24 protein-coding genes are annotated in these 24,314 nt (G+C 57.3%); 23 read left to right on the forward strand and 1 reads right to left on the reverse strand.

The features are described 5' to 3' along the window. From ACTQY1_RS02550 to ACTQY1_RS02565, 4 genes are all read left to right on the forward strand, one after another. Positions 1-280, forward strand: a 280-nt coding sequence (locus ACTQY1_RS02550; RefSeq protein ID WP_441373758.1) for a hypothetical protein, incomplete at its 5' end; no start/stop codon positions are given. Between the two features lie 16 nt (positions 281-296). Then, positions 297-725 carry an FKBP-type peptidyl-prolyl cis-trans isomerase gene (locus ACTQY1_RS02555; RefSeq protein WP_022486706.1) on the forward strand — a complete coding sequence of 143 codons (429 nt, stop codon included), beginning with the start codon at positions 297-299 and terminating at the stop codon, positions 723-725. Positions 726-738: 13 nt separating this feature from the next. Beyond that, positions 739-1,233 carry a hypothetical protein gene (locus ACTQY1_RS02560; RefSeq protein WP_022486705.1) on the forward strand — a complete coding sequence of 165 codons (495 nt, stop codon included), beginning with the start codon at positions 739-741 and terminating at the stop codon, positions 1,231-1,233. Between the two features lie 151 nt (positions 1,234-1,384). Next, entirely contained in the window at positions 1,385-2,518 is a 1,134-nt protein-coding gene (locus ACTQY1_RS02565; protein WP_441373759.1) for a cation diffusion facilitator family transporter, read from the forward strand. 75 nt (positions 2,519-2,593) lie between these two features. On the opposite strand, the gene hydF is transcribed toward ACTQY1_RS02565, so the two are convergent. Continuing rightward, positions 2,594-3,811, reverse strand: coding sequence for a [FeFe] hydrogenase H-cluster maturation GTPase HydF (hydF, locus tag ACTQY1_RS02570; RefSeq protein ID WP_441373760.1), 1,218 nt, complete (start codon positions 3,809-3,811; stop codon positions 2,594-2,596). A 563-nt stretch (positions 3,812-4,374) separates the two neighbouring features. On the opposite strand from hydF, the gene dprA reads away from it, so the two are divergent. The 19 genes from dprA to ACTQY1_RS02665 all read left to right on the forward strand — a co-directional run bounded on the left by dprA (position 4,375) and on the right by ACTQY1_RS02665 (position 24,310). Further along, entirely contained in the window at positions 4,375-5,481 is a 1,107-nt protein-coding gene (dprA, locus tag ACTQY1_RS02575; protein ID WP_302157500.1) for a DNA-processing protein DprA, read from the forward strand. Positions 5,482-5,493: 12 nt separating this feature from the next. Then, the gene (gene topA / locus ACTQY1_RS02580; RefSeq protein WP_308664225.1) at positions 5,494-7,569 is read left to right on the forward strand and encodes a type I DNA topoisomerase; all 2,076 of its coding nucleotides are present in this window, start codon (positions 5,494-5,496) and stop codon (positions 7,567-7,569) included. 13 nt (positions 7,570-7,582) lie between these two features. Next, a complete protein-coding gene (trmFO, locus tag ACTQY1_RS02585; protein WP_022488348.1) occupies positions 7,583-8,899 on the forward strand; it encodes a methylenetetrahydrofolate--tRNA-(uracil(54)-C(5))-methyltransferase (FADH(2)-oxidizing) TrmFO in 1,317 nt (438 codons plus the stop codon). Positions 8,900-8,961: 62 nt separating this feature from the next. After that, positions 8,962-9,897, forward strand: a complete 936-nt coding sequence (xerC, locus tag ACTQY1_RS02590; protein ID WP_022488347.1) for a tyrosine recombinase XerC — start codon at positions 8,962-8,964, stop codon at positions 9,895-9,897. Positions 9,898-9,909: 12 nt separating this feature from the next. Then, positions 9,910-10,686, forward strand: coding sequence for a GTP-sensing pleiotropic transcriptional regulator CodY (gene codY / locus ACTQY1_RS02595; protein WP_022488346.1), 777 nt, complete (start codon positions 9,910-9,912; stop codon positions 10,684-10,686). Positions 10,687-10,862: 176 nt separating this feature from the next. After that, positions 10,863-11,489, forward strand: coding sequence for a site-2 protease family protein (locus tag ACTQY1_RS02600; RefSeq protein ID WP_022488345.1), 627 nt, complete (start codon positions 10,863-10,865; stop codon positions 11,487-11,489). An 18-nt stretch (positions 11,490-11,507) separates the two neighbouring features. Then, positions 11,508-12,236: a segregation and condensation protein A gene (locus tag ACTQY1_RS02605; protein ID WP_022488344.1), complete on the forward strand. Its 729-nt coding sequence runs from the start codon at positions 11,508-11,510 to the stop codon at positions 12,234-12,236. Continuing rightward, a complete protein-coding gene (gene scpB / locus ACTQY1_RS02610) occupies positions 12,214-12,762 on the forward strand; it encodes an SMC-Scp complex subunit ScpB (protein WP_022488343.1) in 549 nt (182 codons plus the stop codon). The genes ACTQY1_RS02605 and scpB overlap by 23 nt, the downstream gene beginning before the upstream one ends. Positions 12,763-12,783: 21 nt before the next feature. Beyond that, positions 12,784-13,518 (forward strand): pseudouridine synthase, encoded by a 735-nt coding sequence (locus ACTQY1_RS02615; protein WP_154488526.1) that lies wholly within the window; start codon positions 12,784-12,786, stop codon positions 13,516-13,518. Continuing rightward, on the forward strand, positions 13,515-14,777 hold the full coding sequence (locus ACTQY1_RS02620; protein WP_154488525.1) for an NAD(P)/FAD-dependent oxidoreductase: 1,263 nt from the start codon (positions 13,515-13,517) through the stop codon (positions 14,775-14,777). Before ACTQY1_RS02615 ends, ACTQY1_RS02620 begins: the two co-directional genes overlap by 4 nt. Beyond that, on the forward strand, positions 14,774-15,439 hold the full coding sequence (cmk, locus tag ACTQY1_RS02625) for a (d)CMP kinase (RefSeq protein ID WP_022488340.1): 666 nt from the start codon (positions 14,774-14,776) through the stop codon (positions 15,437-15,439). The genes ACTQY1_RS02620 and cmk overlap by 4 nt, the downstream gene beginning before the upstream one ends. 1 nt (position 15,440) lies before the next feature. After that, a complete protein-coding gene (locus ACTQY1_RS02630) occupies positions 15,441-16,037 on the forward strand; it encodes a lysophospholipid acyltransferase family protein (RefSeq protein WP_022488339.1) in 597 nt (198 codons plus the stop codon). Between the two features lie 3 nt (positions 16,038-16,040). Beyond that, complete coding sequence (locus ACTQY1_RS02635) at positions 16,041-18,089, forward strand: bifunctional 4-hydroxy-3-methylbut-2-enyl diphosphate reductase/30S ribosomal protein S1 (protein WP_022488338.1); 2,049 nt, start codon at positions 16,041-16,043, stop codon at positions 18,087-18,089. Between the two features lie 28 nt (positions 18,090-18,117). After that, positions 18,118-19,164 (forward strand): type 2 isopentenyl-diphosphate Delta-isomerase, encoded by a 1,047-nt coding sequence (gene fni / locus ACTQY1_RS02640; RefSeq protein WP_302157483.1) that lies wholly within the window; start codon positions 18,118-18,120, stop codon positions 19,162-19,164. A gap of 24 nt (positions 19,165-19,188) precedes the next feature. Next, the gene (der, locus tag ACTQY1_RS02645; RefSeq protein WP_022488336.1) at positions 19,189-20,520 is read left to right on the forward strand and encodes a ribosome biogenesis GTPase Der; all 1,332 of its coding nucleotides are present in this window, start codon (positions 19,189-19,191) and stop codon (positions 20,518-20,520) included. 15 nt (positions 20,521-20,535) lie between these two features. Beyond that, entirely contained in the window at positions 20,536-21,138 is a 603-nt protein-coding gene (gene plsY / locus ACTQY1_RS02650; protein ID WP_154488522.1) for a glycerol-3-phosphate 1-O-acyltransferase PlsY, read from the forward strand. 225 nt (positions 21,139-21,363) lie between these two features. Next, positions 21,364-22,356, forward strand: coding sequence for an NAD(P)H-dependent glycerol-3-phosphate dehydrogenase (locus ACTQY1_RS02655; protein WP_022488335.1), 993 nt, complete (start codon positions 21,364-21,366; stop codon positions 22,354-22,356). Between the two features lie 73 nt (positions 22,357-22,429). Continuing rightward, entirely contained in the window at positions 22,430-22,882 is a 453-nt protein-coding gene (locus ACTQY1_RS02660; RefSeq protein ID WP_022488334.1) for an ACT domain-containing protein, read from the forward strand. A 117-nt stretch (positions 22,883-22,999) separates the two neighbouring features. Further along, positions 23,000-24,310, forward strand: coding sequence for a homoserine dehydrogenase (locus ACTQY1_RS02665; RefSeq protein ID WP_154488521.1), 1,311 nt, complete (start codon positions 23,000-23,002; stop codon positions 24,308-24,310). Positions 24,311-24,314 lie beyond the last annotated feature (4 nt).

The raw sequence follows: 24,314 nt of genomic DNA on the forward strand, positions 1-24,314 counted from the left end.
TTTTACTGCTTTCGATGGTGAAATTAAAATAAAAACAGACGTGAGCAAAAATCGCTCACGTCCGTGTGTGGTAGATGAATTGGAGCTTACCCCAACATTTGACAAAGAACCTTTTTTTGTATGGAGAACATCTGCCGGTGGCAGATGGCTTTGCATGGAAACGCAGCCCCATCGGCCGCCGGCCGTTGACAAAAGCCGCCGGACTTACCGGCGGCCTTTCTTGCCATTTACTTTCCCCGTCCAGTACGGTACAATTAACACGATTGACTATAAAAACTGACAGAATGGAGAAAACCATGAGCAACGAAAACAAAAAAGTCAAAGTCCATTACGAAGGCACCCTGAACGACGGGACCAAATTCGATTCTTCCTATGACCGGGGCGAGCCTTTGGAATTCGTGGTCGGGGCCGGCATGATGATCAAGGGGTTCGATGATGCGGTCCGGGATATGGCTGTAGGGGAAGTGAAGAACATCCACCTGATGCCGGAAGAGGCCTATGGCCAGCCCAATCCCCAGAACATCCTCACCGTGGAAATTGCCAAGATGCCCGGTTCGGAAAACCTGGAAGTGGGCCAGCGGGTGGCCCTGGGCACCCCCAACGGCCAGCAGATCCCGGTACGGGTTACGGAAAAGACCGAATCCACCATTACCTTCGATGCCAACCACGAAATGGCCGGCAAGGAACTGAATTTCAAGATCGAACTGGTCGAGGTGGAAGGGTAAAAGGAGGATTCTCATGAACCCTTTGTATTTCCTGGAACACCAGTTCTTCCCGGCTGTGGTTTATCCGGATCCGGAAGGGAAGCAGATCAGTCCTTTCCTTTTGGGGAATGCTTTTGGAACCCTGTGTGCCAGTGTTCTGGCGGATCTGCCGGAAACCGGAGACGAGAACGAAAGGTTCTATCAGGAAGAGGACTTCACCGCGGAAGGACTGGAGATCCGCAATGAACATACGGGGCACCCCCAGTTCTATGTGCTGCGGATGCATTTTCCCTTTGAAGCGGGTTGGAACTTCAACACTCTGTGCCCCCGGGCCTACCTGGTCCACGGGCTCCAGGGAGAAAATCCCCGGTATTATACGGTGGAATATGACGCCAATACCATGGGGTATATGCTGTGCAGCTGGGACGGAGAAGGGAACCACACCAATTTCGGCCCGGTGGACCTGGGAGAAGACCCGGAACTGGCCACGATCCTGAAACGGGAGAAGGGGAGGGCCGCTGACCATTGACAGCTGACCATTGACAGCTGACCATTGACAAAGGCCGCCGGAGGTTCCGGCGGCCTTTCTATTGGGAAGGAAAACGCCAGGGGCGTTTTCCAACCCTTCCATTTGTGCTATAATGGGAGCAATTCTGTACGAGAGAGGCTGGCTGGTTCTTATGGGTATTTCATTGGCAAAGGGCCGCAGGGAATCCATCATCCTGCGGACCAGTTTCATCGGTATCGGAGTGAACGTGCTCCTGGCCGGGTTCAAGGCGGTGGTGGGGTTTTCCACCAACTCCATTGCCATCCTGATGGATGCGGTGAACAACCTGTCGGACGTGCTGTCTTCGGTGATCACCGTGGCCGGGGCCAAACTGGCGGACCGGAACCCGGATTTTGAACATCCCTTTGGCCATGGCCGGTATGAATACCTGAGTGCCCTGGTGATTTCCATCATCATTTTCTATGCCGGGGTCACGGCCATGGTGGAAAGTGTGAAAAAAATCATCGAACCGGAGGTGCCGGAATACACCACCGCCTCTCTGATCCTTTTGGTGGTGGCGGTCATTGCCAAGATCATTCTGGGCCGGTATGTAAAGGCCAAAGGCCAGGAGGCGGATTCCGGAGCTCTCATCGGGTCCGGGTCCGATGCCCTGTTTGACGCGGTACTGTCTTTTTCCGTACTGGTGGCGGCTCTGGTGTATCTGGAATGGGGGCTCCCTCTGGAATCCTATGTAGGGGCCCTGATTGCCTGTTTCATCCTGAAAAGTGGCTATGGGATGCTCCGGGATACCCTGAATGAAATCCTGGGAGAGAGGCCGGATCCCCAGCTGGTCCGGGAAATCAAGAATCTCCTGGTGGCGGAACCGGAAATCCAGGGGGCCTATGATCTGATGATCAACAACTACGGACCGGGCCGGAACTATGCCTCTGTGCACATCGAACTGCCGGATGTGATGACCGTGGAACAGGTGGACCTTTTGACCCACCGGATCCATGAAAAAATCTTCAGGGCCACCGGGGTCCATCTGTCCGGGGTAACAGTGTATTCCTACAATACCCGGGATCCGGAGGCGGCAGCCATCCGGGAAAAAGTGAGCCAGATGGTGATGCGGCACCCCTGGGCCCTCCAGGTCCACGGGTTCTATGTGGACCGGAAAGCAAAGACCATGCGGTTCGACGTGGTGGTTACCTTCGGCCGGGACCGGGGACCCATCGTCCAGGAACTGAAAGAAGAAGTGGGGAAGCTGTATCCAGGCTACACAGTATCGGTGGACGTGGACAGGGATATATCGGCGCTGCAGGGGTGAAAAAGGGCTGTGAAAAAATGAGGAATCATTTTTTCACAGCCCTTTTAGTCGGGGGTGTGGATTTTCACACCCCCGTTATTTCACTTTCTCCGCCAATTCCGGGAACGGGGCCAGGACTCTGGGGAGGATCCCGTTCATACAGGCTATGGCTATACCGTAGTTGGTCATGGGGATGTTTTGTTTATGGGCGGCACTTTGCCGGTAGGCCACTTCCTGGGGATTCAGCATACAGGCCCCGCAGTGGACGATGAGCTTGAAGGGGCTCAGGTCGTCAGGGAATCCTTTGCCGCTGCTGTAGTGGAATTCCGGCTGGGCCCCGGAATACTTCCGGATCCAGTTGGGCAGCTTTACGGTACCGATGTCGTTGCACTGCCGGTGATGGGTGCACCCTTCGGAAATCAGCACCGGATCCCCGTCCTTCAGGTCTTTCAGCTTCAGGGCCCCATCCAGGAAGGCGGTGAGCTGTCCTTTGTACCGGGCGAACAGGATGGAGAAACTGGTGAGCCGGATCTCCGGAGGCACCATCTGGTTCACCGTATGGAAGGCCTGGCTGTCGGTAACCACCAGGCTGATCTTTTTGCCCAACAGGCTGATGATCCCGGTCAGTTCCTGGGGCTGGACCACAACGGCACTGCAGTGGCCGTCCAGGAGTTCCCGGATGGTCTGCTGCTGGGGCAGGATCAGCCGTCCCTTGGGAGCGCTTTCATCGCAGGGCACCACCAGCACCACCAGGGCATTGGGTTCCAGCAGGTCCAGGAGCAGGGGCTTTTTCACCCCATCTTTTCCCAGGACCTGGGAGATCCGTTCCTTCAGTTCCCAGATCTGGGTACCCGCCTGGGCACTGACCAGCATGCTGTGATCCTTCAGGTCTTCCGGCAGGGTGAAGCTGGGCACCAGGTCGCATTTGTTGAACACTACCAGGTAGGGGATCTTCCGGTCCCGGATTTCCTGGAGCAGCTTCCGGTCAAAAGCATTCATGCCTGTGGACGCATCTACCACCAACAGGGCGATGTCCGTGCTCCGGAGTACCAGCCGGGCCTTTTCGATCCGGGACTGGCCCAGGTCCGTGTCGTCGTCCATCCCCGGGGTGTCGGTGAGGAGTACCGGCCCCAGAGGCAGGATTTCCATGGCTTTGGAAACCGGGTCGGTGGTGGTGCCCTTGTAGTCGGACACAATGGCCAGATCCTGGCCGGTAATGGCGTTGATCAGAGAAGATTTGCCGGCGTTCCGGCAGCCGAACAGACCAATATGGACACGTTCCCCGGACGGGGTGGCGTTAAGAGATGCGGGCATGGAAAGTTCCTCCTTCAGGAATTGAAATTTGCCGAACATTGGGCAAACAGAAAATATAAATTGTTTGTGAATATCATACAATAAAAGGGGGGAAGGTGCAAGGGCTGCCTCTTATGGGGCAGTCCGGTCAGCGGCCAAAGGATAAAATCTGCAGGCAAATTTTTAGGAATGGAAACGCAGCCCTTTGGGCTGCTAACCCACCACCATTGCGCAAGCGCAACGGTTCCCCGCCCTTGCAAAGGGCGGATATACGCTGGGGCTGGCGCCCGTCGGTTTCTGTAAATACCAGGGCGGGATCCCGCGTATTTTATCCGCCCTTTGCAAGGGCGGGGGACCAGCTGTAAGGCTGGTGGTGGGTTAGCAGCCACAGGCTGCGTTTCTCTTCAAAAAGACCCGTCAGTTACGGGTCCTTTCCAGCGGCCGGTAACAGGAGACCGGTGACAGGGGTTGTTCACACAACGTGCAACAACCCCCTCTTGATTTTTCAGACAGTTTCCATGTATACTAATACTCGTTTGCAGGCGTAGAAAACTTCTATTATATGCAGCAAGGGATGTGAGCCTATGGAAGATGTGTATTGTGCAGCCTTGGCAGATCTGCTGAGCTATGAGGCCCCTCAGGGGGTACCGTTGCTCCGGGAGGCCTTCGGGTCTCTGGAAAAAGCCTGGAAGGCGGGGACAGGGGACCTGAAGGAGGCGGGGCTTTGGAACCCGGCTCTGGACAAGGTCTGGCAGTCGCCCCACCGGAGAAATCTGCCGGAAAGGATCTGGGACTGGTGTGAGCATCACCAGGCCCGGGTGATCAGCCGGTGGAATCCGGACTACCCGGTTTTGGTGGACCAGCTGGCCGCTCCTCCACCAGTGCTCTATGTAAAGGGCACCCTGCCGGACCAGCCGGCCTGTGTGGCGGTGGTAGGGTCCCGGAAGGCCACGGATTACGGTCTGGCCGTGGCCGCCCGGTTTGCCCGGGCGGCGGCCCTCCGGCAGGTGCCGGTGATCAGCGGGGGCGCCTACGGCATCGATGCAGCGGCCCACAAGGCGGCCCTGGATGCAGGCGGCCCCACAGTGGCCGTACTGGGCGGCGGACTGGGGGAATTGTATCCCCGGCGCCATCTCCGGCTTTTTGACCGGATCGCCCAGCAGGGAGCCCTGGTGACGGAATATGCCCCCTGGACTCCGCCCCTGCCCCAGAACTTCCCTCTGCGGAACCGGATCATCGTGGGCTTTTGCCGGGCAGTGGTGGTGGTGGAAGCTGCCATCCGCAGCGGGGCCATGAGCACCGCCCATGCCGCTCTGGACGAAAACCGGGAACTGTTCGCCGTCCCCGGGCCCATCTTTTCCGAAACCAGCCAGGGCACCCACCATCTCCTGAAGCAGGGAGCCCGGGTGGGGGATGATCCCCAGGAAGTACTCACCAGCCTGCTGGGGCCGGAAGAGGGAACTCTGCCCCAGGCCGGAGAAGAACCGGACCTGTTCCGGGATTTCGCTCCCGATGAAAAAGAAAAAGCCGGGGCCCTGTGCCGCTGGCTCCAGAAACACCAGGGCAGTTCCCTGGAACAACTGGCCGATGCATTCCCCTGGCCCCTGGCCGTGCTCAGTACCCTGCTCCTGGAGCTGGAACTGTCCGGCCGGGTCCAGCGGAACAGCCGCAATCGCTATCATGCAGTTTAGGAGGAGAAAATCGTGACGAATAAACTGGTCATTGTGGAATCCCCTACGAAAGCCAAGACCATCGAAAAATTTCTGGGCAAGACCTTTACGGTACGGGCCTCCATGGGCCATCTCCGGGATCTGCCCAAAAGTCAGTTCGGTGTTGACGTAGAGCATCATTTCACTCCCAAATACATCAATATCCGGGGGAAAGGACCTTTAATCAAGGAACTGAAGACCCTGGCCAAAAAAGCCGACAAAATCTATCTGGCAACGGACCCGGACCGGGAAGGGGAAGCCATTGCCTGGCACCTGAGCTACATCCTGGGGGTGGATCCGGCGGCTCCCTGCCGGATTTCCTTCCATGAAATCACCCAGACCGCCATCAAAGGGGCTCTGAAGGATCCCCAGTCCATCGACATGGACAAAGTGGACGCCCAGCAGACCCGGCGGATCCTGGACCGGATCGTAGGGTACCAATTGAGCCCTCTCCTGTGGCGGAAGATCCGGAAGGGCCTCAGCGCCGGCCGTGTCCAGAGCGTGGCGGTGAAGATCATCTGCGACCGGCAGAAGCTCATCGACGACTTCGAACCGGAGGAATACTGGACTTCTTCCGTGGTGCTGGCTCCCGGCAAGACTCCCAAGATCACGGCGGATGTGGTGAAACGGGATGGGAAGAAACTGGAAATCCACAACCGGGAAGAAGCGGACCAGGTGACGGAAGACCTGAAGAAGGCCAGCTACCAGGTGACGGACTGCTCTGTCCGGGACCGGCTGCGGAAACCGGCGCCTCCCTTCACCACCAGCAGTCTCCAGCAGGAAGCCAACAAAAAGATGAACTTTTCCACCAAAAAGGTCATGATGCTGGCCCAGCAGCTGTACGAAGGGGTCACCCTGGGCCGGAAAGGCTCTGTAGGGCTCATTACCTATATGCGTACCGACTCGGTGCACCTGGCGGATGCGGCGGTCAGCGAGATCCGGGGCTATGTGGATGCCAATTACGGTCCCAGTTACCTGCCCAAGAAACCCAATGTGTACAGCAGCCGGAAGAATGCCCAGGAAGCCCATGAAGCCATCCGTCCCACCAGTGTGAGCCGGACTCCGGAAGATGTGGCGCCCTATCTGGACCGGGATCAGCTGCGGCTCTACACCCTGATCTGGAAGCGGACGGTGGCCAGCCAGATGGCCAGCAGCGTCAGCACCCTCACCACCCTGACCATTGCCGGGGACAATTACGAACTCCGGGCCACCGGTTCCGTGGTAAAGTTCGACGGGTTCCTGAAGCTGGCGGACCGGAAGGACGAGGAAAAGGACAAGAAGGTTCCGGCTCTGGAAAAAGGCACGGCCATGAACCTGATCCGGGTGAACGAGGCGGTCCAGCACTTTACGGAACCCCCTGCCAACTTCACCGAAGCCACCCTGGTCAAGGAACTGGAAGAAAAGGGCATCGGCCGGCCCAGCACCTATTCGCCCATTATCCAGACCATCCTGGCCCGGGGCTATGTGGCCAAGGAAGGGAAGAAGCTGCTGCCTACGGAACTGGGGAAACTCACCATCGACATGCTGACCCAGTATTTCTCCCCCTTCATCGACGTGCCCTTCAGCGCCCATATGGAAAGCGAACTGGATGCCATCAGCGAGCACAAGACCGATAAGGAAACGGTGCTCCAGGAATTCTACGGTCCTTTTGAAAAGGCTCTGAAGGTGGCGGATGAAAACATCCCGGTGGTGGAAAAGCCCGTGATCGTCAGCGATGTGAAATGTGAGAAATGCGGCCGGTTCATGGTGGTGAAGGAAGGCCGCCACGGCAAGTTCCTGGCCTGCCCCGGATTCCCGGAATGCCGGAACACCAAGCCCATCCTGGTGAAAGTGGGGGTGAAGTGCCCCCAGTGCGGCGGGGATCTGATCGAACGGCACAGCAAGACGGGACGGCTGTTCTATGGCTGCGCCAACTATCCCACCTGCCGGTTCACCTCCTGGGACAAACCCACCAACGAAAAATGCCCCCAGTGCGGCAGCATGATGGTGGAACACAAGGAGCGCAGCGGAAAGACCGTGCTCCACTGCAGCAAAGAGAAGTGCCCCAACGCTTCCCTGAAGAAGAAATGAAAGGAAAATTTTCATGACCGTCCATATTATCGGAGCCGGGCTGGCAGGCTGTGAAGCGGCCTGGCAGCTGACCCGCCGGGGGATCCCGGTGATGCTCCACGAAATGCGCCCGAAAAAAAGCGACCCGGCCCACCATACGGCCCTGTTCAGTGAGCTGGTATGCAGCAATTCCCTTCGGGCCAACAACATTGAAAACGCCGTGGGCCTGCTGAAGGAGGAAATGCGCCGGCTGGATTCCCTGATCATCGCCTGCGCCGATGCCCACCAGGTGCCTGCCGGGGGAGCCCTGGCAGTGGACCGGGAAGGGTTTGCCCAGGCCGTCACTGACGCCATCCGGGAAAATCCCCTGGTGACCCTGGTGGAAGAAGAGGTCACTGATTACAGCCGGTTCGCTCCGGAGGACTATGTAATCACCGCCTCCGGACCTCTCACCAGCGGGGCCCTTTCCGAAGCCATCCAGCAGCTGGTGGAAAAGGATTACTTCCATTTCTTCGATGCGGCGGCCCCCATTGTCACCGTGGATTCCCTGGACCAGGACAAGGTGTACAAGGCTTCCCGGTACGACAAAGGGGAAGCGGCTTATTACAACTGCCCTTTCACCAAAGAGGAATACCTCCGGTTCTGGCAGGAACTGTGCCATGCAGAAACGGCTCCGGTGAAGGATTTCGAGCACAATGTGTTCGAAGCCTGCATGCCCATTGAAGAAATGGCCCTCCGGGGAGAAGACACCATGCGGTTCGGACCTCTGAAGCCGGTGGGACTTCCGGATCCCAGGACCGGGGAGGACCCCTATGCAGTGGTCCAGCTCCGCCAGGACAATGGGGCCGGGACCCTGTACAACATCGTAGGGTTCCAGACCCATCTGAAATGGCCGGAACAGAAACGGGTGTTCCGGATGATCCCGGGACTGGAAAATGCGGAATTCGTCCGGTACGGGGTGATGCACAAAAACTCCTACCTGAACAGTCCACTGCTGCTGAACCCGGATTATTCCCTCCGGAACCGGCCTCATTTCTATTTTGCCGGTCAGATGACCGGGGTGGAAGGGTATGTGGAAAGCGCCGCCTCCGGTCTGGCGGTGGGAATCTATGCTGCCCGGGCCATAGCCGGGAAAAAACAGGTGCTGTTCCCCAAAGAGACTGCCATGGGAGCCCTGAGCCACTACATCAGCAACCCGGAGGTAAAGCATTTCCAGCCTATGAACATTAATTTCGGGCTGATCGCCCCCTGGGATGGCCCCAGGATCCGGGGGAAAAAAGAGAAAAATGCGGCTATAGCTGCCAGAAGTCTAAACTTTCTCGAAAATGTAAAAAATAACTTGCATGATTAGTCTGAATATGGTAGTATGAATTGTCGGGAATTCAATAAAATTCGTACAATTTGAGGCTTGCCATGGAACTGACACATACTCCGGGTTCCTCAGAAAAACTTGGGAAATGGGCGGAGGACTTTGCCACCTATCTGGAGGTGGAAAAGGACGCCTCCCCCCTGACCATTGAGAATTATCTGGCGGATATCCGGCATTTCAGAGACTTTATGGTCCGGCGGAAGGAATCTTTCAGCTGGCCCCAGGTCACTGTCCTGGACATCCGTTCCTATCTGGCGCTGATGCACGATGATAAACTGGCCCGGCGGACCATCGCCCGAAGGATTTCTTCTCTTCGTTCTTTCTACCGGTATCTCCGGCGGGAAGACCGGGTGAAGACCAATCCCTTTACCCAGGTGCGGACTCCCAAACTGGAAAAGAAGCTGCCTGTATTTTTGGAAGAATTTGAAATTAATCTCCTGCTGCGGATGCCGGACTGTACCACTGTCCTGGGCCGCCGGGACAGGGCCATCCTGGAATTCCTCTATTCTACAGGCTGCCGGGTTTCCGAACTGGTGGGACTTACGCTGACCCGGGTGGATCTGGGCAACCGGTATGCCATCCTGATGGGGAAGGGCCGGAAGGAACGGCTGGTGCCTTTGGGGCATCCCTGTGTGGCGGCCATGGAAGACTATCTCCGCCGCAGCCGAAGGCAGCTGATGGTCCGGTACCAGGCAGCTCCTCATCAGGCTGTGTTCGTGAACAGCCGGGGGACACCTCTCAGCAGCCGGAGCGTACGGAGGATCCTGGACAAATACGTGGACATGTGTGCCCTGCAGAAACATGTGAGCCCCCACACCATACGGCACACCTTTGCCACCCATCTGCTGGATCACGGGGCGGATCTGCGGGCTGTACAGGAATTACTGGGACATGTGAGCTTATCCACAACACAAATTTATACTCATGTGACGGCGGAACGTCTCACCGCAGTCTATGAGAAACATCATCCAAGGGCCTAGGAGGGACTTACTATGTTAGCTTTACTGGAAAAAACGCGTATGATCAACAAACTGCTTCAGAACACGGAAACCGTCAGCTACAAAAAGATGGCGGAAGTGCTGAAGGACGTCATCAAGGCGAACATCTACATCGTCTCCAGCGACGGAGAGCTGCTGGGCTACTCCATCCTGGACGGCTTTGAATGCGAGCTGATGATCAAAAAAGTGCTGGATGTGGGCCGTTTCCCTGCCGACTATGTGAAATGGCTGGAAGGAATCCGGGAAACGTCTTCCAACTACCGTCTGGTGAAGAACATGTGCGCTTTCAGCGAAGGGACCAAATGCCTGTTTGAAAGCAAATACACCACGGTGGTGCCCATTTTCGGGAACGGTGTCCGTCTGGGGACCCTGATCCTGGGGAAATTCAAGAAAGAATTCGTGGACAGCGACCTGCTGCTCAGCGAATATGCCGCTACGGTCATCGGCATGCAGCTGCTCCACGACAAAGCCATGCATATTGAAGAAGCCAGCCGGAAGAAGGCCATGGTCCAGATCGCCTTCTCCAACCTGAGCTACAGCGAACTGGAAGCCATTTCTGAAATCCTCAAGGCACTGCCCGGGGACGAAGGACTGCTGGTGGCCAGCAAGATCGCCGACCAGGCCGGGATCACCCGGAGCGTGATCGTCAACGCCCTGCGGAAATTCGAAAGCGCCGGGGTGCTGGAAACCGAATCCCTGGGAATGAAAGGGACCTATGTACGGATTCTCAACGAATACCTGCGGGATGGGCTGAAAGAACACAAAAAATAAGGAAATGGGGAAAAGGGTCAGGCTGCAGGATGCAGTTTGACCCTTTTTCGGCTTTATGGTAGTATGATAGGGATATGGGGCTGCTGCCCCGTCAGCTGTCAACGGTCAGCGGCCGCAGGAGGCCGGCTGCGCCGGCTCTGATTTGAATTCTACCTAATGGAAAGGAAATTTTCCCTATGCTCAATCTGGATGCGTCTCTGATCTACCGGATCCCGGCGCTGCTGTTTACCATTACGGTCCATGAATATGCCCACGGGGCCATGTCCGCCAGCCTGGGGGACCCTACTCCCGAATCGGACGGACGGCTTACCATGAATCCCCTGGCCCATCTGGACCTGATCGGGTCCCTGATGCTGGTACTGGTGGGGTTTGGCTGGGCCAAACCGGTGCGGGTGGACCCCCGGTATTATCCCAACCCCCGGGAAGGGATGCTGAAAGTGGCTTTTGCAGGCCCGGCCAGCAATCTGTTCGTCACCTTTCTGGCCATGTTCCTCCAGCTGTTCCTGGCCCGGTACTTCAACGCCGGCCGGGGCGTGCTGCTGTTTTTGAACTGGCTCATGCTGTACAATGTATGGTTTGCCTTCTTCAACCTGATCCCCATTCCCCCCATGGACGGATACAAGGTGCTCCAGACGGCGCTGCCTCTGGACAAGGCCCTGGCCTATGAGCGGATGGTGGGGCCCTATACCAACCTGATCCTGATCATCCTGTGCTTTACCGGAATCGTGGGCCTGGTGATCAATCCGCTGTCCACTCTGTATCTCCAGCTGTGCCGGGGAATCCTGGCCCTGTTTCTGTTCTGACCGGGAAGAAGGCGGCCTGTGTACCAAGTGAAACTGGCGGATTTCCAGGGCCCGTTGGACCTGCTGATCCACCTGATTGAAAAAGACAAAATCGATATTTATGATATTCCCATTGTTTCCGTTACGGAGCAGTACATTGCCTACATCAATGCCATGCAGGAATACAACCTGGACGTGGCCAGCGAATTTTTGCTGATGGCGGCCATCCTGCTCCAGATCAAATCCCGGATGCTGCTGCCCCGGGACCCGGAGGAAGAGGGGGAGGAAGAACCGGATCCCCGGCAGATGCTGGTGGACATGCTGGTGGAATACCGGAAAACCAAAAAGCTGGCCCAGGCTCTCCGGGAATGTCTCCAGCGGGCCAGCCTCCAGACCGCCCGGTCTCCGGAACCCCAGGGAAAGGTGCTCCAGAAGGTGAAGCGGTACGGCCTGGCGGACCTGCTCCGGGCCCTGGCCGGGCTCATGCCCCGGCAGGAGGACGAGGAAACGGTGATTCCCCGGCAGGAATTCCCCGTCCAGGAACGGATGGAGGCCATCCGGGAGACGCTGGGCAAAAGAAAGGAAAAAATGGATTTCCGCCAGCTGCTCCAGGACCGGAAAAACCACAGCGAGGTGATCGCCACCTTCCTGGCCGTGCTGGAACTGCTGCGGCTGAAGGAAATCGATCTGATCCAGGAAGAGCCTTTCGGGCCCATGGTCCTGGAACCCCGGAAGGAGGAGGCCCATGAAACTGAAGAAAACCGCTGAGCTGGAAGCCCTGCTCTTTGCCAGCGGGGATCCCCTGACCCTGGAGCGGGCGGCAGGGGCCCTGTTCTGTTCCACCGAAGAAGTGGCCCAGCTGCTGGAAACCCTCCAGCAGGAATACCAGCAGGCCGGCCGGGGCATCGAACTGCGCCAGGCGGCGGGAGGCTGGCAGCTGGTAACCAAGAAGGAAGCGGCGGGCCTGGTGCGCCGGCTCCAGGAAAAACAGGAAGTGAAGCTGTCCAATGCAGCCATGGAGACCCTGGCCATTGTGGCCTTCAAGCAGCCGGTGACCAAAAGCGAAATGGAAGCCATCCGGGGGGTGAAGGTGGACGGGGTGCTGAGCACCCTGGTGGAACTGGACCTGGTGGGGGAAGTGGGCCGGAAGGAAGTAATCGGCCGGCCCATCCTTTACGGCACTACGGAGGAATTCCTCAAGGCCTTCGGCCTCAATTCCCTGGAGGATCTGCCCCAACTGCCGGAAGAAGTGCTGGAAGGCCGGCTGGAAGAACCGGAACCTTTATTTGACTGAGTGAAAGGATTAGACAACCATATGGAACAAACCAAAGAACGGCTCCAGAAAGTCATGGCAGCCGCCGGTGTGGCTTCACGCCGGGAATGTGAAAAGATCATCCTGGCCGGACGGGTGCAGGTGAACGGAAAAACGGTGACGGAACTGGGCACCCGGGTGGGGAAGGCGGACCGAATCACCCTGGACGGGAAGGCCATCCACCGGAAAAGCGCCCGGCACACCTACCTGCTGTACAAACCCAAAGGGGTGGTGACCACCATGAAGGATCCCCAGGGCCGGCGGACGGTGGCGGATCTGATGGCGGGGCTCCACCAGCGGCTGTACCCGGTGGGACGGCTGGATTATCTCACAGAAGGGCTGCTGCTCATGACCAACGACGGGGAGCTGGCCCAGCATCTTACCCATCCCAGCCACCATGTGGACAAGACCTACGAAGTGGAAGTCCACGGCCGGGTGCCGGAAGAAAAACTGGACGTGCTCCGGCTGGGGGTGCCCCTGGAAGACGGGCTCACTTCTCCTGCGGTGGTATATGTGAAGGAATGGAATCCGGACAAAAACCTGACCCGGTTCACAGTGACCATCCATGAGGGACGGAACCGGCAGGTCCGGCGGATGTGCGACTTCATTGGATTCCCGGTGAAATCCCTGAAACGGATCCAGGTGGGAGACCTGACCCTGGAGGGGATGAAAAAAGGAGAGTTCCGGGAACTGACTCCCGAAGAAGTAGCCTCCCTGGAAGGACAGGATAACAAATGAAGCGGGTTGTGATTGTGGGAGCCGGAGCAGCCGGGATCCTGGCGGCCATCAAGGCGGCGGAAAACGGAGCCCGGGTGCTGCTCCTGGAAAAAATGGCCATGCCCGGCCGGAAACTGATGATCACGGGCAAGGGACGGTGCAACATCACCAACGCCTGTGACATGAGGGACATGATCCCCATGCTGCCGGGAAACGGAAAATTTTTATTTGGGGCTTTTCATACCTTCACCAATCGGGATATAATGGAGCTGTTGGAAGAAAACGGACTGCCGGTGAAGGTGGAACGGGGAGGCCGGGTGTTTCCCCAGAGCGACCGGGCCCTGGATGTGGTGGAAACCCTGGAGAAGATCCTCCGGAAAAAGAAGGTGGAACTGCGGACCAACACCCGGGTCCGGGAACTGGTGCTGGAACAGGGACGGGTCACAGGGGTGGTCTGCGGGGACGGCAAGATGATCCCGGCGGATGCGGTGGTCCTGACCACCGGCGGGGCTTCCTATCCCCGGACCGGTTCCACCGGGGACGGGTATGCCCTGGCCCGGGAAGCCGGGCACACCATTGTGCCTCCCCGGCCGGCCCTGGTGCCCCTGGAAAGCGACGACCCGGAGATCCGGTCCCTCCAGGGCCTGAGCCTGCGGAACGTGCGGGCCACCCTGCTGAAGGGAAACAAGGTGCTGGGCCAGGAATTCGGGGAAATGCTCTTCACCCATTTCGGGGTCAGCGGGCCCATTGTGCTGACCCTGTCCCGGGCGGCTTCCACCGCCTGGAAGAAGGATCCCCAGGCTCTCCTGGACCTGTCCATCGACCTGAAGCCGGCCCTTGCTCCGGAACAGCTGGACGCCCGGGTCCAGCGGGATTTTGCCAAATACAGCCGGAAGCAGCTGAAAAGCGGACTCCATGATCTGCTGCCCCAGAGCCTGATCCCGGTGATCATCGACGCCGCCTGCCTGAAACCGGAGCAGGAAGTGAACCAGATCACCCGGAAGGAGCGGCAGCGTCTGGTGGAGACCCTGAAAAACTTCATGGTGCCCCTGACCGGCACCCGTCCCCTGGCGGAAGCCATTGTCACCGCCGGGGGCGTAAGCACCAAAGAAATCAATCCCTCCACCTTTGCCTCCAAAAAAGTGCCCAACCTGTACTTTGCCGGAGAACTGATGGATGTGGATGGATATACCGGCGGCTACAACCTCCAGGCAGCCTTTTCGTCAGGCTGTGTGGCAGGGACTCACGCCGCTTTGGATGGAAAAGAGGAATCTGTGTGAAAAAAATCATCATTGCCATTGATGGCCCGGCGGGAGCCGGCAAAAGCACCATCGCCAAAAAGGTGGCGGCCCTTCTGGGCTATGCCTACATCGATACGGGAGCCATGTACCGGACGGTGACCCTGCGGTTTTTGGAAAGCGGGAAGCCTTTCAGCGACGAGACGGTCACTTCTATCGCGGACCAGATTGCCATTACCTTCCGGTACGCTGATGGAGTGAACCGGGTCTTTGCGGACGGGGAGGAAGTCACCGATGCCATCCGCAGCCTGGAAGTGTCCCGGAACGTGTCCAAAGTGGCAGCTGTAGGCGGGGTGCGCACAGCCATGGTGGCGGCCCAGCGGAAGATCGGCTGTGAGGGCGGCGTGGTCATGGACGGCCGGGACATCGGCACCGTGGTATTCCCTCAGGCCCAGCTGAAGGTGTTCCTGACAGCTTCTGTGGAGGAACGGGCCCGGCGCCGGTATCTGGAACTGAAGGAAAAGGGTACGGAGGTATCCCTGGAAGACCTGGAAAAACGGATCGCCCAGCGGGATGCCCTGGATGAAAACCGGGAGATTTCTCCCCTCCGGTGTGCGGAAGACGCCCGGTATCTGGATTCCACCCATCTTTCCATCGATCAGGTGACGGAACAGATTGCCGCCATGGCCAGAGAGGTGCTGTAACATGTGGTACCGCTTTGTCCAGCTGATTTTTTCCATCCTGTTCCGGATCATTTACCGGCTCCGGGTCATTGGACGGGACAACATCCCCAAAGAGGGACCGGTAGTGATCGCCTGCAACCACGTAAGCCTGCTGGACCCGCCCATGGTGGGCACGGCCTCTTCCCGGCCAGTCCATTTCATGGCCAAAAGTGAGCTGTTCGTACCGGTGCTGGGAACCCTGTACAAAAGCCTGGGAGCCTTTCCGGTCCACCGGGGAGCAGGGGATGCCCATGCCATCCGGACAGCTCTTACCATCCTGAAGCACAAAGAGGTGCTGGGGATCTTCCCGGAAGGCCACCGGAGCCGGGACGGGAAACTGGGCAAAGCCCAGCCCGGGGCTCTGGCCATTGCCCTGAAGGGGAAGGCGGAAGTGGTGCCCACCTGCATCCTGGGCAGCGACCTGAAACGCCGGAAAAGCTTCTGGCCCAGGATCACCGTGGTGTTCGGCAAGCCCATGAAGCTGGAAAACGAACAGGGAAACAAACTGAAAGTGGAGGAGCTGAGCGAAGAGCTGATGAAGGAAATCCAGGCTCTTATGGACGCGCACAGCGATAATTGACGGATGAAAATCTATGTTGCAGACCCCTGCGGATTCTGTTATGGAGTAAAAAGAGCAATACACGTTGCAGAACTGCAAGCAAAAGGGTATAATGATAGTATTGCCACTCTGGGTGAATTGGTTCATAATCCCCGTGTTGTCGAAAAACTGAAACAGCAAGGTGTAGAATGCAAGGAGAAGCTGGCGCAATTCGCGGCTGGCGATACAGTCATATTCCGATCCCACGGTGTGGGCCCTGCTCTTTATGAGGAGGCCCGCCAGCGGGAACTGAAAGTCATCGATGCCACTTGTCCTCATGTGCGGAAAGCACAGAAAACGGCTGCCGAACTGGCGGACGAAGGCCGTTTTGTCATCATTATTGGGGAGAAGCGTCATCCTGAGGTGCAAAGTATCAAGGCTTGGGCAGGCAGCGATTCTGTGATCATCGAAACACCCGATGATCTTGGATCTCTTCCTGAAAAAGATAAGTTTGGGGTAGTCAGTCAGACGACTTTTGAAGCTGAGAAGTTTAACCTTCTGCTTCGAATGGCTCAGGAGAAACGTCCGGGCGACTATAAAGTCGTGCGAACCATTTGCACTGCCACCGCAGAACGACAGGCTGCCGCACGGCAGCTGGCAGGGAAAACAGATGCTTTCTTCGTGTTTGGCGGCAAGAACAGTGCCAACACGAGACACCTGTGGGAACTGGCCAGGGAAATCAACCCCCGTTCCTATCTTTTGCAGGACGCCAGCGAGATCACTGGACCGATGCTGGCCGGAGCACAAAAAATTGGCATCACTGCTGGCGCATCGACGCCGCAGGAAATTATTGAGGAGGCTATTGGAACTATGGAAACGATGGAAAGTTTGTTGGGCGAACAGGAATGCATGAAATTGCACATTGGCATGATTGTGGAGGCTACCGTGGTAGAGGTGACCGATGATGAGGTCGTGGTAGACTTCGGGTATCAGAGTGAAGGTTCTGTGGCCTTCGACCAATGGACTTTGGGTGGGACCAAGGACACCGTAGCCCCCACTGTGAAACCGGGCGACAAAGTGACCCTGAAGGTTATTGCCAGCGAAAACCAGGATGGTCTGGTTGTTCTGAGCAAAATCAAGGCTGAAGCTGACCAGGCTTGGCTGAAACTGCCGGAAGAACTGGCTGACAAGAAGACTGTTCAGGTAAAAGGCCTGCGGGCTGTAAAAGGCGGCCTGACTGTTTCCTATGATGGACTGACTGGCTTCATCCCTGCTTCTCATCTGGATCTGAAGCATGTGGATGATGTGAAGGAATATGAAGGCAAAGACCTGGAAGTTTCCCTGCTGGAAATCAACCCGGAAAAGAAACGTCTGGTATTCTCCCGGAGAAACGTCCTGCGTGAAGAACGGGCTGCCAAGAACGCTGCCTATAAAGAAGAAAGAGCCAAACGGGAAGAAGAACGGAAAGAAGCCCTGGAAAAGGCTTTCCAGACCTTCCATGAAGGCGAAACTGTGGAAGGGACCATCAAGAGCATCGTTGATTTCGGTATGTTCGTGGAAATCGCTCCCATGGTCCAGGGCCTGGTGCACATCTCTGAAGTGTCCTGGGACCGCAGCGTGAAACCGGCTGACCTGTACAAAGTGGGCGAAAAGATCAATGTGTACATCAAAGGCCTGGATGAAGAAAAAGGCCGGATCAGCCTGTCCATCAAAGCTCTCCAGGAAGATCCCTGGGTGGCTGCTGCCAAGGAATTCCATGTGGGCGATGTAGTGACCGGTACTGTGGTACGGTTCCTGCCCTTCGGTGCCATTGTGAAACTGAACGACAAGAACGAAGGCATGATCCACATTTCCGAAATCGCTGAACAGCGGATTGAAAAACCGGAAGATGTTCTGGAAATCGGCCAGGAAGTGAAAGTGAAAGTCCTGCGTGTGGATACCGAACACAAGAAGATTGCCCTGAGCATCACCAAAGCCAAGGAAGATGCCGAAAAGGCTGAAATGCGTCAGTATCTGGGCAAGAAGAGCACTCTGTCCCAGGGCCTGGGTGAAAAACTGGCTGAAGCGGAAGCCGAAGCAGAAGCTCACAAATAAGCTGTCGGAATAAGCGGGGTTTATACAGATGAAAAGCCGGGAGAGCCGTAAAATCGATCACATCAAGTATGCCGTGCACCTTGAGGATGGTCCAGGGGCCACCGGCTTTTCTGATGTGCAGGTGATGCATCGCTGCCTGCCCCAGGTGGACCGGAGGAAAGTGGACCTTTCCACCAGCCTGCCCGGGGTGGGCATTCTGCCCCACCCTCTGGTGATCGACGCCATAACGGGAGGGGCGGAGAAAGTCACCCATCTGAACCGGAAACTGGCCCTGATCGCCCGGGAAACCGGGTGTCCCATGGCCGTAGGGTCTCAGTACGGAGCCGTCCGGTCCGGAGAGTATGCAGACACCTACAAAGTGGTCCGGGAGGAGAATCCCGACGGGGTGATCTTTGCCAACGTCAGTGCACTGGCCACTCCGGAGGAAGCCCGCCGGGCTGTGGACATGGTGGAAGCCCAGGCCCTGGAGATCCATCTCAACAGTGCCCAGGAATTGGCCATGGAAGAAGGGGACCGGGATTTTTCCCGCTGGCTGGAACAGATCGCCGCTATCTGTGAACAGTCGGAAGTCCCTGTAATCGTGAAGGAAACAGGCTGCGGTATGGAACGGGAAGACGCCAGACGGCTGCTGGACTGCGGGGTATCCATCCTGGATACCGGCGGGGCCGGCGGCACCAATTTCCCGGCCATTGAATGCTGCCGCAACCGGGAAGGGAACAAAGAACTGATCGAGTGGGGCATTCCTTCGGCCCTGTCCCTTCTGGAAGTGGTGGAAGCCAAAGGCTGGCAAAAGGGCATTATCGCTTCGGGAGGCATCCGGACGGCCCTGGACGTGTTCAAGGCCCAGATGCTGGGAGCCAATGCTGTGGGGATGGCTGGAAATATCCTCCGTTTTGTCCGGAACGGCGGGGGACCCCAAAGAGCCATAGACTGGATCCGGCAGCTGCTGGAAGCTGTGAAAGATTTTTACACCCTCACCGGGTGTACCAGAGTGGAGGACCTGCGGCAGGTGCGGTATTATGTTACCGGGGACCTGGCCGCAGCGGTCCGCGCTCTTCCCTACGGGGAAAAATGAATTTAACTGAAAGAGGTTCTTTCCATGAGCAAACCCATAGTTGCCATTGTCGGCAGACCCAATGTCGGCAAATCAACACTATTTAACATATTTGCCGACAGCCGGATCTCCATTGTGGAAGATACCCCCGGTGTGACCCGGGACCGTCTCTATGCTGACGCGGAATGGCTGGACCGGAAATTCACCATGGTGGATACCGGGGGCATTGAAATGCAGAATACTGATTCCATTGCGGTTTCCATCCGCCAGCAGGCGGAAATTGCCGTGCGGGAAGCGGATGTGATCCTGTTTGTGTGTGATGCCCGTACCGGGATTACCAACGACGATATGGAAGTGGCCAAAATGCTCCGCCAGTCCAAAAAACCGGTGGTGCTGGCCGTGAATAAGGCAGATACTCCCAAACAGGAGGCAGAAGCCTACGAATTCTACAACCTGGGCATCGGGGAACCCTACCTGATTTCCGCCTCCAACCGGCTGAATCTGGGGGACCTGCTGGATGCCGTGGTGGAGAAATTCCCTCCGGAATCCGACGATGACGAGGACAATGAAGACGTGATCAAGGTGGCCATCATCGGCCGGCCCAATGTGGGCAAATCCTCCATCTTCAACGATATTATCGGCCAGACCCGTTCCATTGTCAGCGACGTGGCGGGCACCACCCGGGACGCCATCGACGTGCCGGTGGAAAAAGACGGCCAGACTTACCTGTTCATCGATACTGCCGGCATGCGCCGGAAAGGGAAAATCGACGAACCCATCGAAAAATACAGCATCATCCGGACTCTCCGGGCTGTGGACCGGAGCGACGTGGTGCTCCTGGTACTCAACGCCGAGGAAGGAATTACGGAACAGGACAAGAAAATCGCCGGCTATGCCCATGAGGCAGGGAAGGGCATCGTAATCGTGGTGAACAAATGGGATCTGTATCCCAACAAGACGGTGATGTCCACGGAAGAATTCACCAAGAACATCCGCCACGAACTGATCTTCATGCCCTACGCCAATGTGGTGTACGTATCCGCTCTGACCCAGCAGCGGATCAGCCGGCTGCCGGAAATGATCAAGGATGCGGCGGAAGCCAACGCCATGCGGATTTCCACCAGCGTGCTGAACCAGGTGGTCACCGATGCGGTGGCCATGAACCAGCCGCCTATGGAAAAAGGCAAACGGCTGAAGATCCTCTACACCACTCAGGTGAAGGTAAAACCGCCCACTTTCGTGATTTTCTGCAACGAACCGGAGATCATGCACTTCTCCTACCAGCGGTATCTGGAAAATCAGCTGCGGGAAGCCTTCGGGTTCAAGGGCACGCCCATCAACATCATCGTCCGGGGCAAGAACGAGGACGAGGCATAAGGACGGTTGATGATTATGGATTACTTTCTCAGTGCACTGATCGGGTATCTCCTGGGGTCCATTTCCTGCGGGCTGCTGCTGGTGAAGCTGGTATGCGGCATCGATATCCGGGATTATGGCAGCCACAACATCGGTGCCACCAATGTGTTCCGGACCGTAGGGGCCCGGATGGCATCCTTTGTGCTTCTGGGGGATCTGCTGAAAGGGGTGCTGGCCCTGTACCTGGTGAACCGGTTTGTTTCTCCGGATCTGACGGTACAGCTGGTATGCGCCGCCTGTGCCATACTGGGCCACAGCTTTTCCTGGATGTGTGGATTCAAGGGAGGCAAAGGGGTGGCCACCGGTCTGGGGATCCTGCTGTACTTCATGCCGGAAGTGGCGGTGTTTTCTCTGACCATCTGGCTGGCAACGGTATTCGTTACCCGTTATGTGTCCCTGGGGTCCATCCTGGCGGCTCTGGCGGCTCCTTTTTCCGCCTGGTACCTGGGGTATGACTGGAAACTGGTGGCCTTTGCAGGCCTGTGTGCCATCGTTGTGGTGGCCCGTCACTACCAGAACATGATCCGCCTGAAAAATGGCACAGAAAGCAAGATCCGGCAGGGACATTGGAAAAAATGATAGGGGTGTGAAAGGATTTACACCCCGGTCACGGGTCGCGGGCCATGGGCCGCGAGCCTGGACGCTGAATCCGGTTGTTCTTTTTCTATAGAATGATAAGGTAACATCGGTTGGAATCAAAAAACGGGTCTTCGGTTTGCACCAACAAGCCCGCGACTCGAGACCCGCGACCAAAGGGCTGTTGCACCTGCAACAGCCCTTTCTATTTGCAAAGGAGTTGAAACCATGAAAGCAGCTGTGATTGGGGCCGGGAGCTGGGGAACGGTACTGGCCCAGATCCTTTCGGACAACGGCCGGGACGTGTGCCTGTGGGCCCGGAACCCGGAGAAGGCGGCAAAGATCCGGGAAACCCGCTGCAACGGGGATTACCTGCCGGATTTCCGGCTTTCCCCCTCCATCCAGGTGACGGCGGATTTAAAGGAAGCTGTCACGGGAGCGGAAGTCCTGGTGTTCGTGGTGCCTTCCAAAGGGATGGGGTCCATTGCCCGGCAGGTGGCGGCCATCACGGACTGCCGCAGCCAGGTGATCCTTACCTGCACCAAGGGATTTGATCTTGCCACCCATAAACTGATGACGGATATCCTGGAGGAAACTTTCCCCCGGGCCCGGGCCATTGCTGCCCTCAGCGGTCCCAACCTGGCCCGGGAAATCGCCCAGCAGCAGCCGGCTGCCACGGTGATTGCCTGCCGGGAGATGAAAGAGGCCCGGTTCCTCCAGCAGTGCTTCCTGACTCCCTACTTCCGTCCCTATACCTCCACGGATCTTGTGGGGGTGGAACTGTGCGGCTGTGTGAAGAACTGCATTGCCCTGGTGGGAGGGATGCTGTCCGGCCTGGGGCTGGGAGAAAATGCCCAGGCGGGACTGATCACCCGGGGACTGGCGGAACTGACCCGGCTGGGGGTGAAGATGGGAGCCCGGCGGGCCACTTTCTTTGGTCTGGCCGGGGTGGGGGACCTGATTGCCACCTGCACCAGCCCTCTCAGCCGGAACCGGTCCGCCGGCTATGCCCTGGCTCAGGGCAAGACCCTGGAGGAGATCACCGGCGGCACCCATATGGTCATCGAAGGGATCAACGCCACGCCGGTGGTCCGGGAACTGGCCCGGGCCCATCAGGTGGAAATGCCCATCATCGAACAGCTGTACCAGGTGCTGTTCCAGGGAAAGGATGTGCGCCAGGCCATCGGGGATTTGATGAAAAGAACTGCCAAGAAAGAGTAGCATTATTCCACGCACTATGATATAATGTCTTCCTAGGAAGGATTAACATTCTTATGGAAAGGATAGATAACACATGAACAACGAGAAGAAATCAGAATTTTATTTGGTAAGAGAAGAAATTCTTCCAGAAGCAATCAAAAAGACCATCCTGGTCAAAGAAATCCTGAAGCGGGGTAAAATGAAGACTGTCAACGAGGCCGTAAGCAAAGTGGGGCTCAGCCGCAGTGCTTACTACAAATACAAGGATTATGTCTTCCCGTTTTACGATGCCAGCAAGGAAAAGGTCATTACCATTTCTCTGCTGCTGGAACACAAGCCCGGGGTACTTTCCAGTGTGCTGAACACGATTGCTGCCGATGGGGGGAGCGTCATCACCATCAACCAGGGTGTGCCTCTCCAGGGTGTGGCCAATACCACCATTTCGGTGGAGACCAAGTACCTGAACATCGATATGGAAGCCCTGATGGACAAACTCCGGCTCATTGACGGAGTGAAGCGGCTGGACGTGCTGGGCCAGGTGGACTGACCCGGGAAAGAAAAACAGAGGAACCGGCTTCCCGGACGGGGTAAAACAGGATATCTGCAGGATTTTCAGAGGGCTGTCGTTTTCGGCAGCCCCTTTACAACAGGAGGATGAGGGGAATTGGCTAAGAACGAACAGAAGAAAATCAACATCGGACTGCTGGGAGCCGGCACCGTGGGGGGCGGTGTGATCCTGGTGCTGAACCAGAACCGGCCGCTGATCACCGAACGGGTGGGGGCGGAAATCTGCATCAAAAAGGTCCTGGCCCGTCATCCGGAAAAGGTCCGGGCCCTGGATGCCTCCCTGGCCACCACAGACAAAATCGAAGACATTGTCAACGATCCGGACATTGACATTGTGGTGGAACTGATGGGACGGGAACACCCGGCCCTGGAATACATGGAGGCGGCGCTGAAAGCCGGCAAGAACGTGGTCACCGCCAACAAGGACGTAGTGGCCGTCCATGGAAAGGAACTGTTCGAACTGGCGGCGGCCAACCATGTGGACTTCCTGTTCGAAGCGGCGGTGGCCGGGGGGATCCCCATTATCCGTCCTTTGAAGGAAAGCCTGGCAGCCAACAAAATCAGCAAGATCATGGGGATCATCAACGGTACCACCAACTACATGCTTACCAAAATGACCCAGGATCATATGGATTTTGCGGAAGTGCTGAAGGAAGCCCAGGACAAGGGCTATGCGGAAAGCGACCCTACCGCCGACGTGGGGGGCTTCGACGCAGCCCGGAAGATTGCCATCCTGGCCTCCATTGCCTTCAACAGCCGGGTGAGCCTGGACGATGTGTATGTGGAAGGCATCGACAAGATCTCTTCCCGGGACATTGAATACGCTGACGAACTGGGCTATGTAATCAAGCTCCTGGGGATCGCCAAGCAGAAGGAAGGCAAAGGGGTCAGCGCCCGGGTCCATCCCACCATGCTCCGGAAGGACCATCCCCTGGCTACGGTGAACGATGTGTTCAACGCGGTGTATGTGGAAGGCCAGCCCGTAGGGGAAGCCATGTTCTTCGGCCGGGGCGCCGGACGGATGCCTACGGCCAGTGCCGTATGCGGGGATATCATCGAAAGCACCCGGAACATCCTGGCCGGCTGCACCGGCCGGGTAGGCTGCACCTGCTACGAAGCCAAACCCATGCTGCCCCTGGAAGAAATCATCTCTCCCTGCTACATCCGGATGCTGGTGGAAGACCAGCCCGGTGTCTGGGCCACCATTGCCTCCGCCTTCGGGGAAAACAAGGTCAGCCTGAAGACCGTTGTCCAGAAACGGTCCCTGGGCACCCTGGCGGAAATCGTGGTGATCACCTACGGGGTCTCTGAGTTCGCCCTGCGGAAAGCCGCCGACGCCCTGTCCAAACTGGCTGTGGTAGCCCGGATCTGCAACATCATCCGGGTGGAAGACAGCACCCTGGACTGAGGAA

This window comes from Acidaminococcus sp. HCP3S3_G9_1, assembly GCF_052122455.1.
Lineage (GTDB): Bacteria > Bacillota > Negativicutes > Acidaminococcales > Acidaminococcaceae > Acidaminococcus.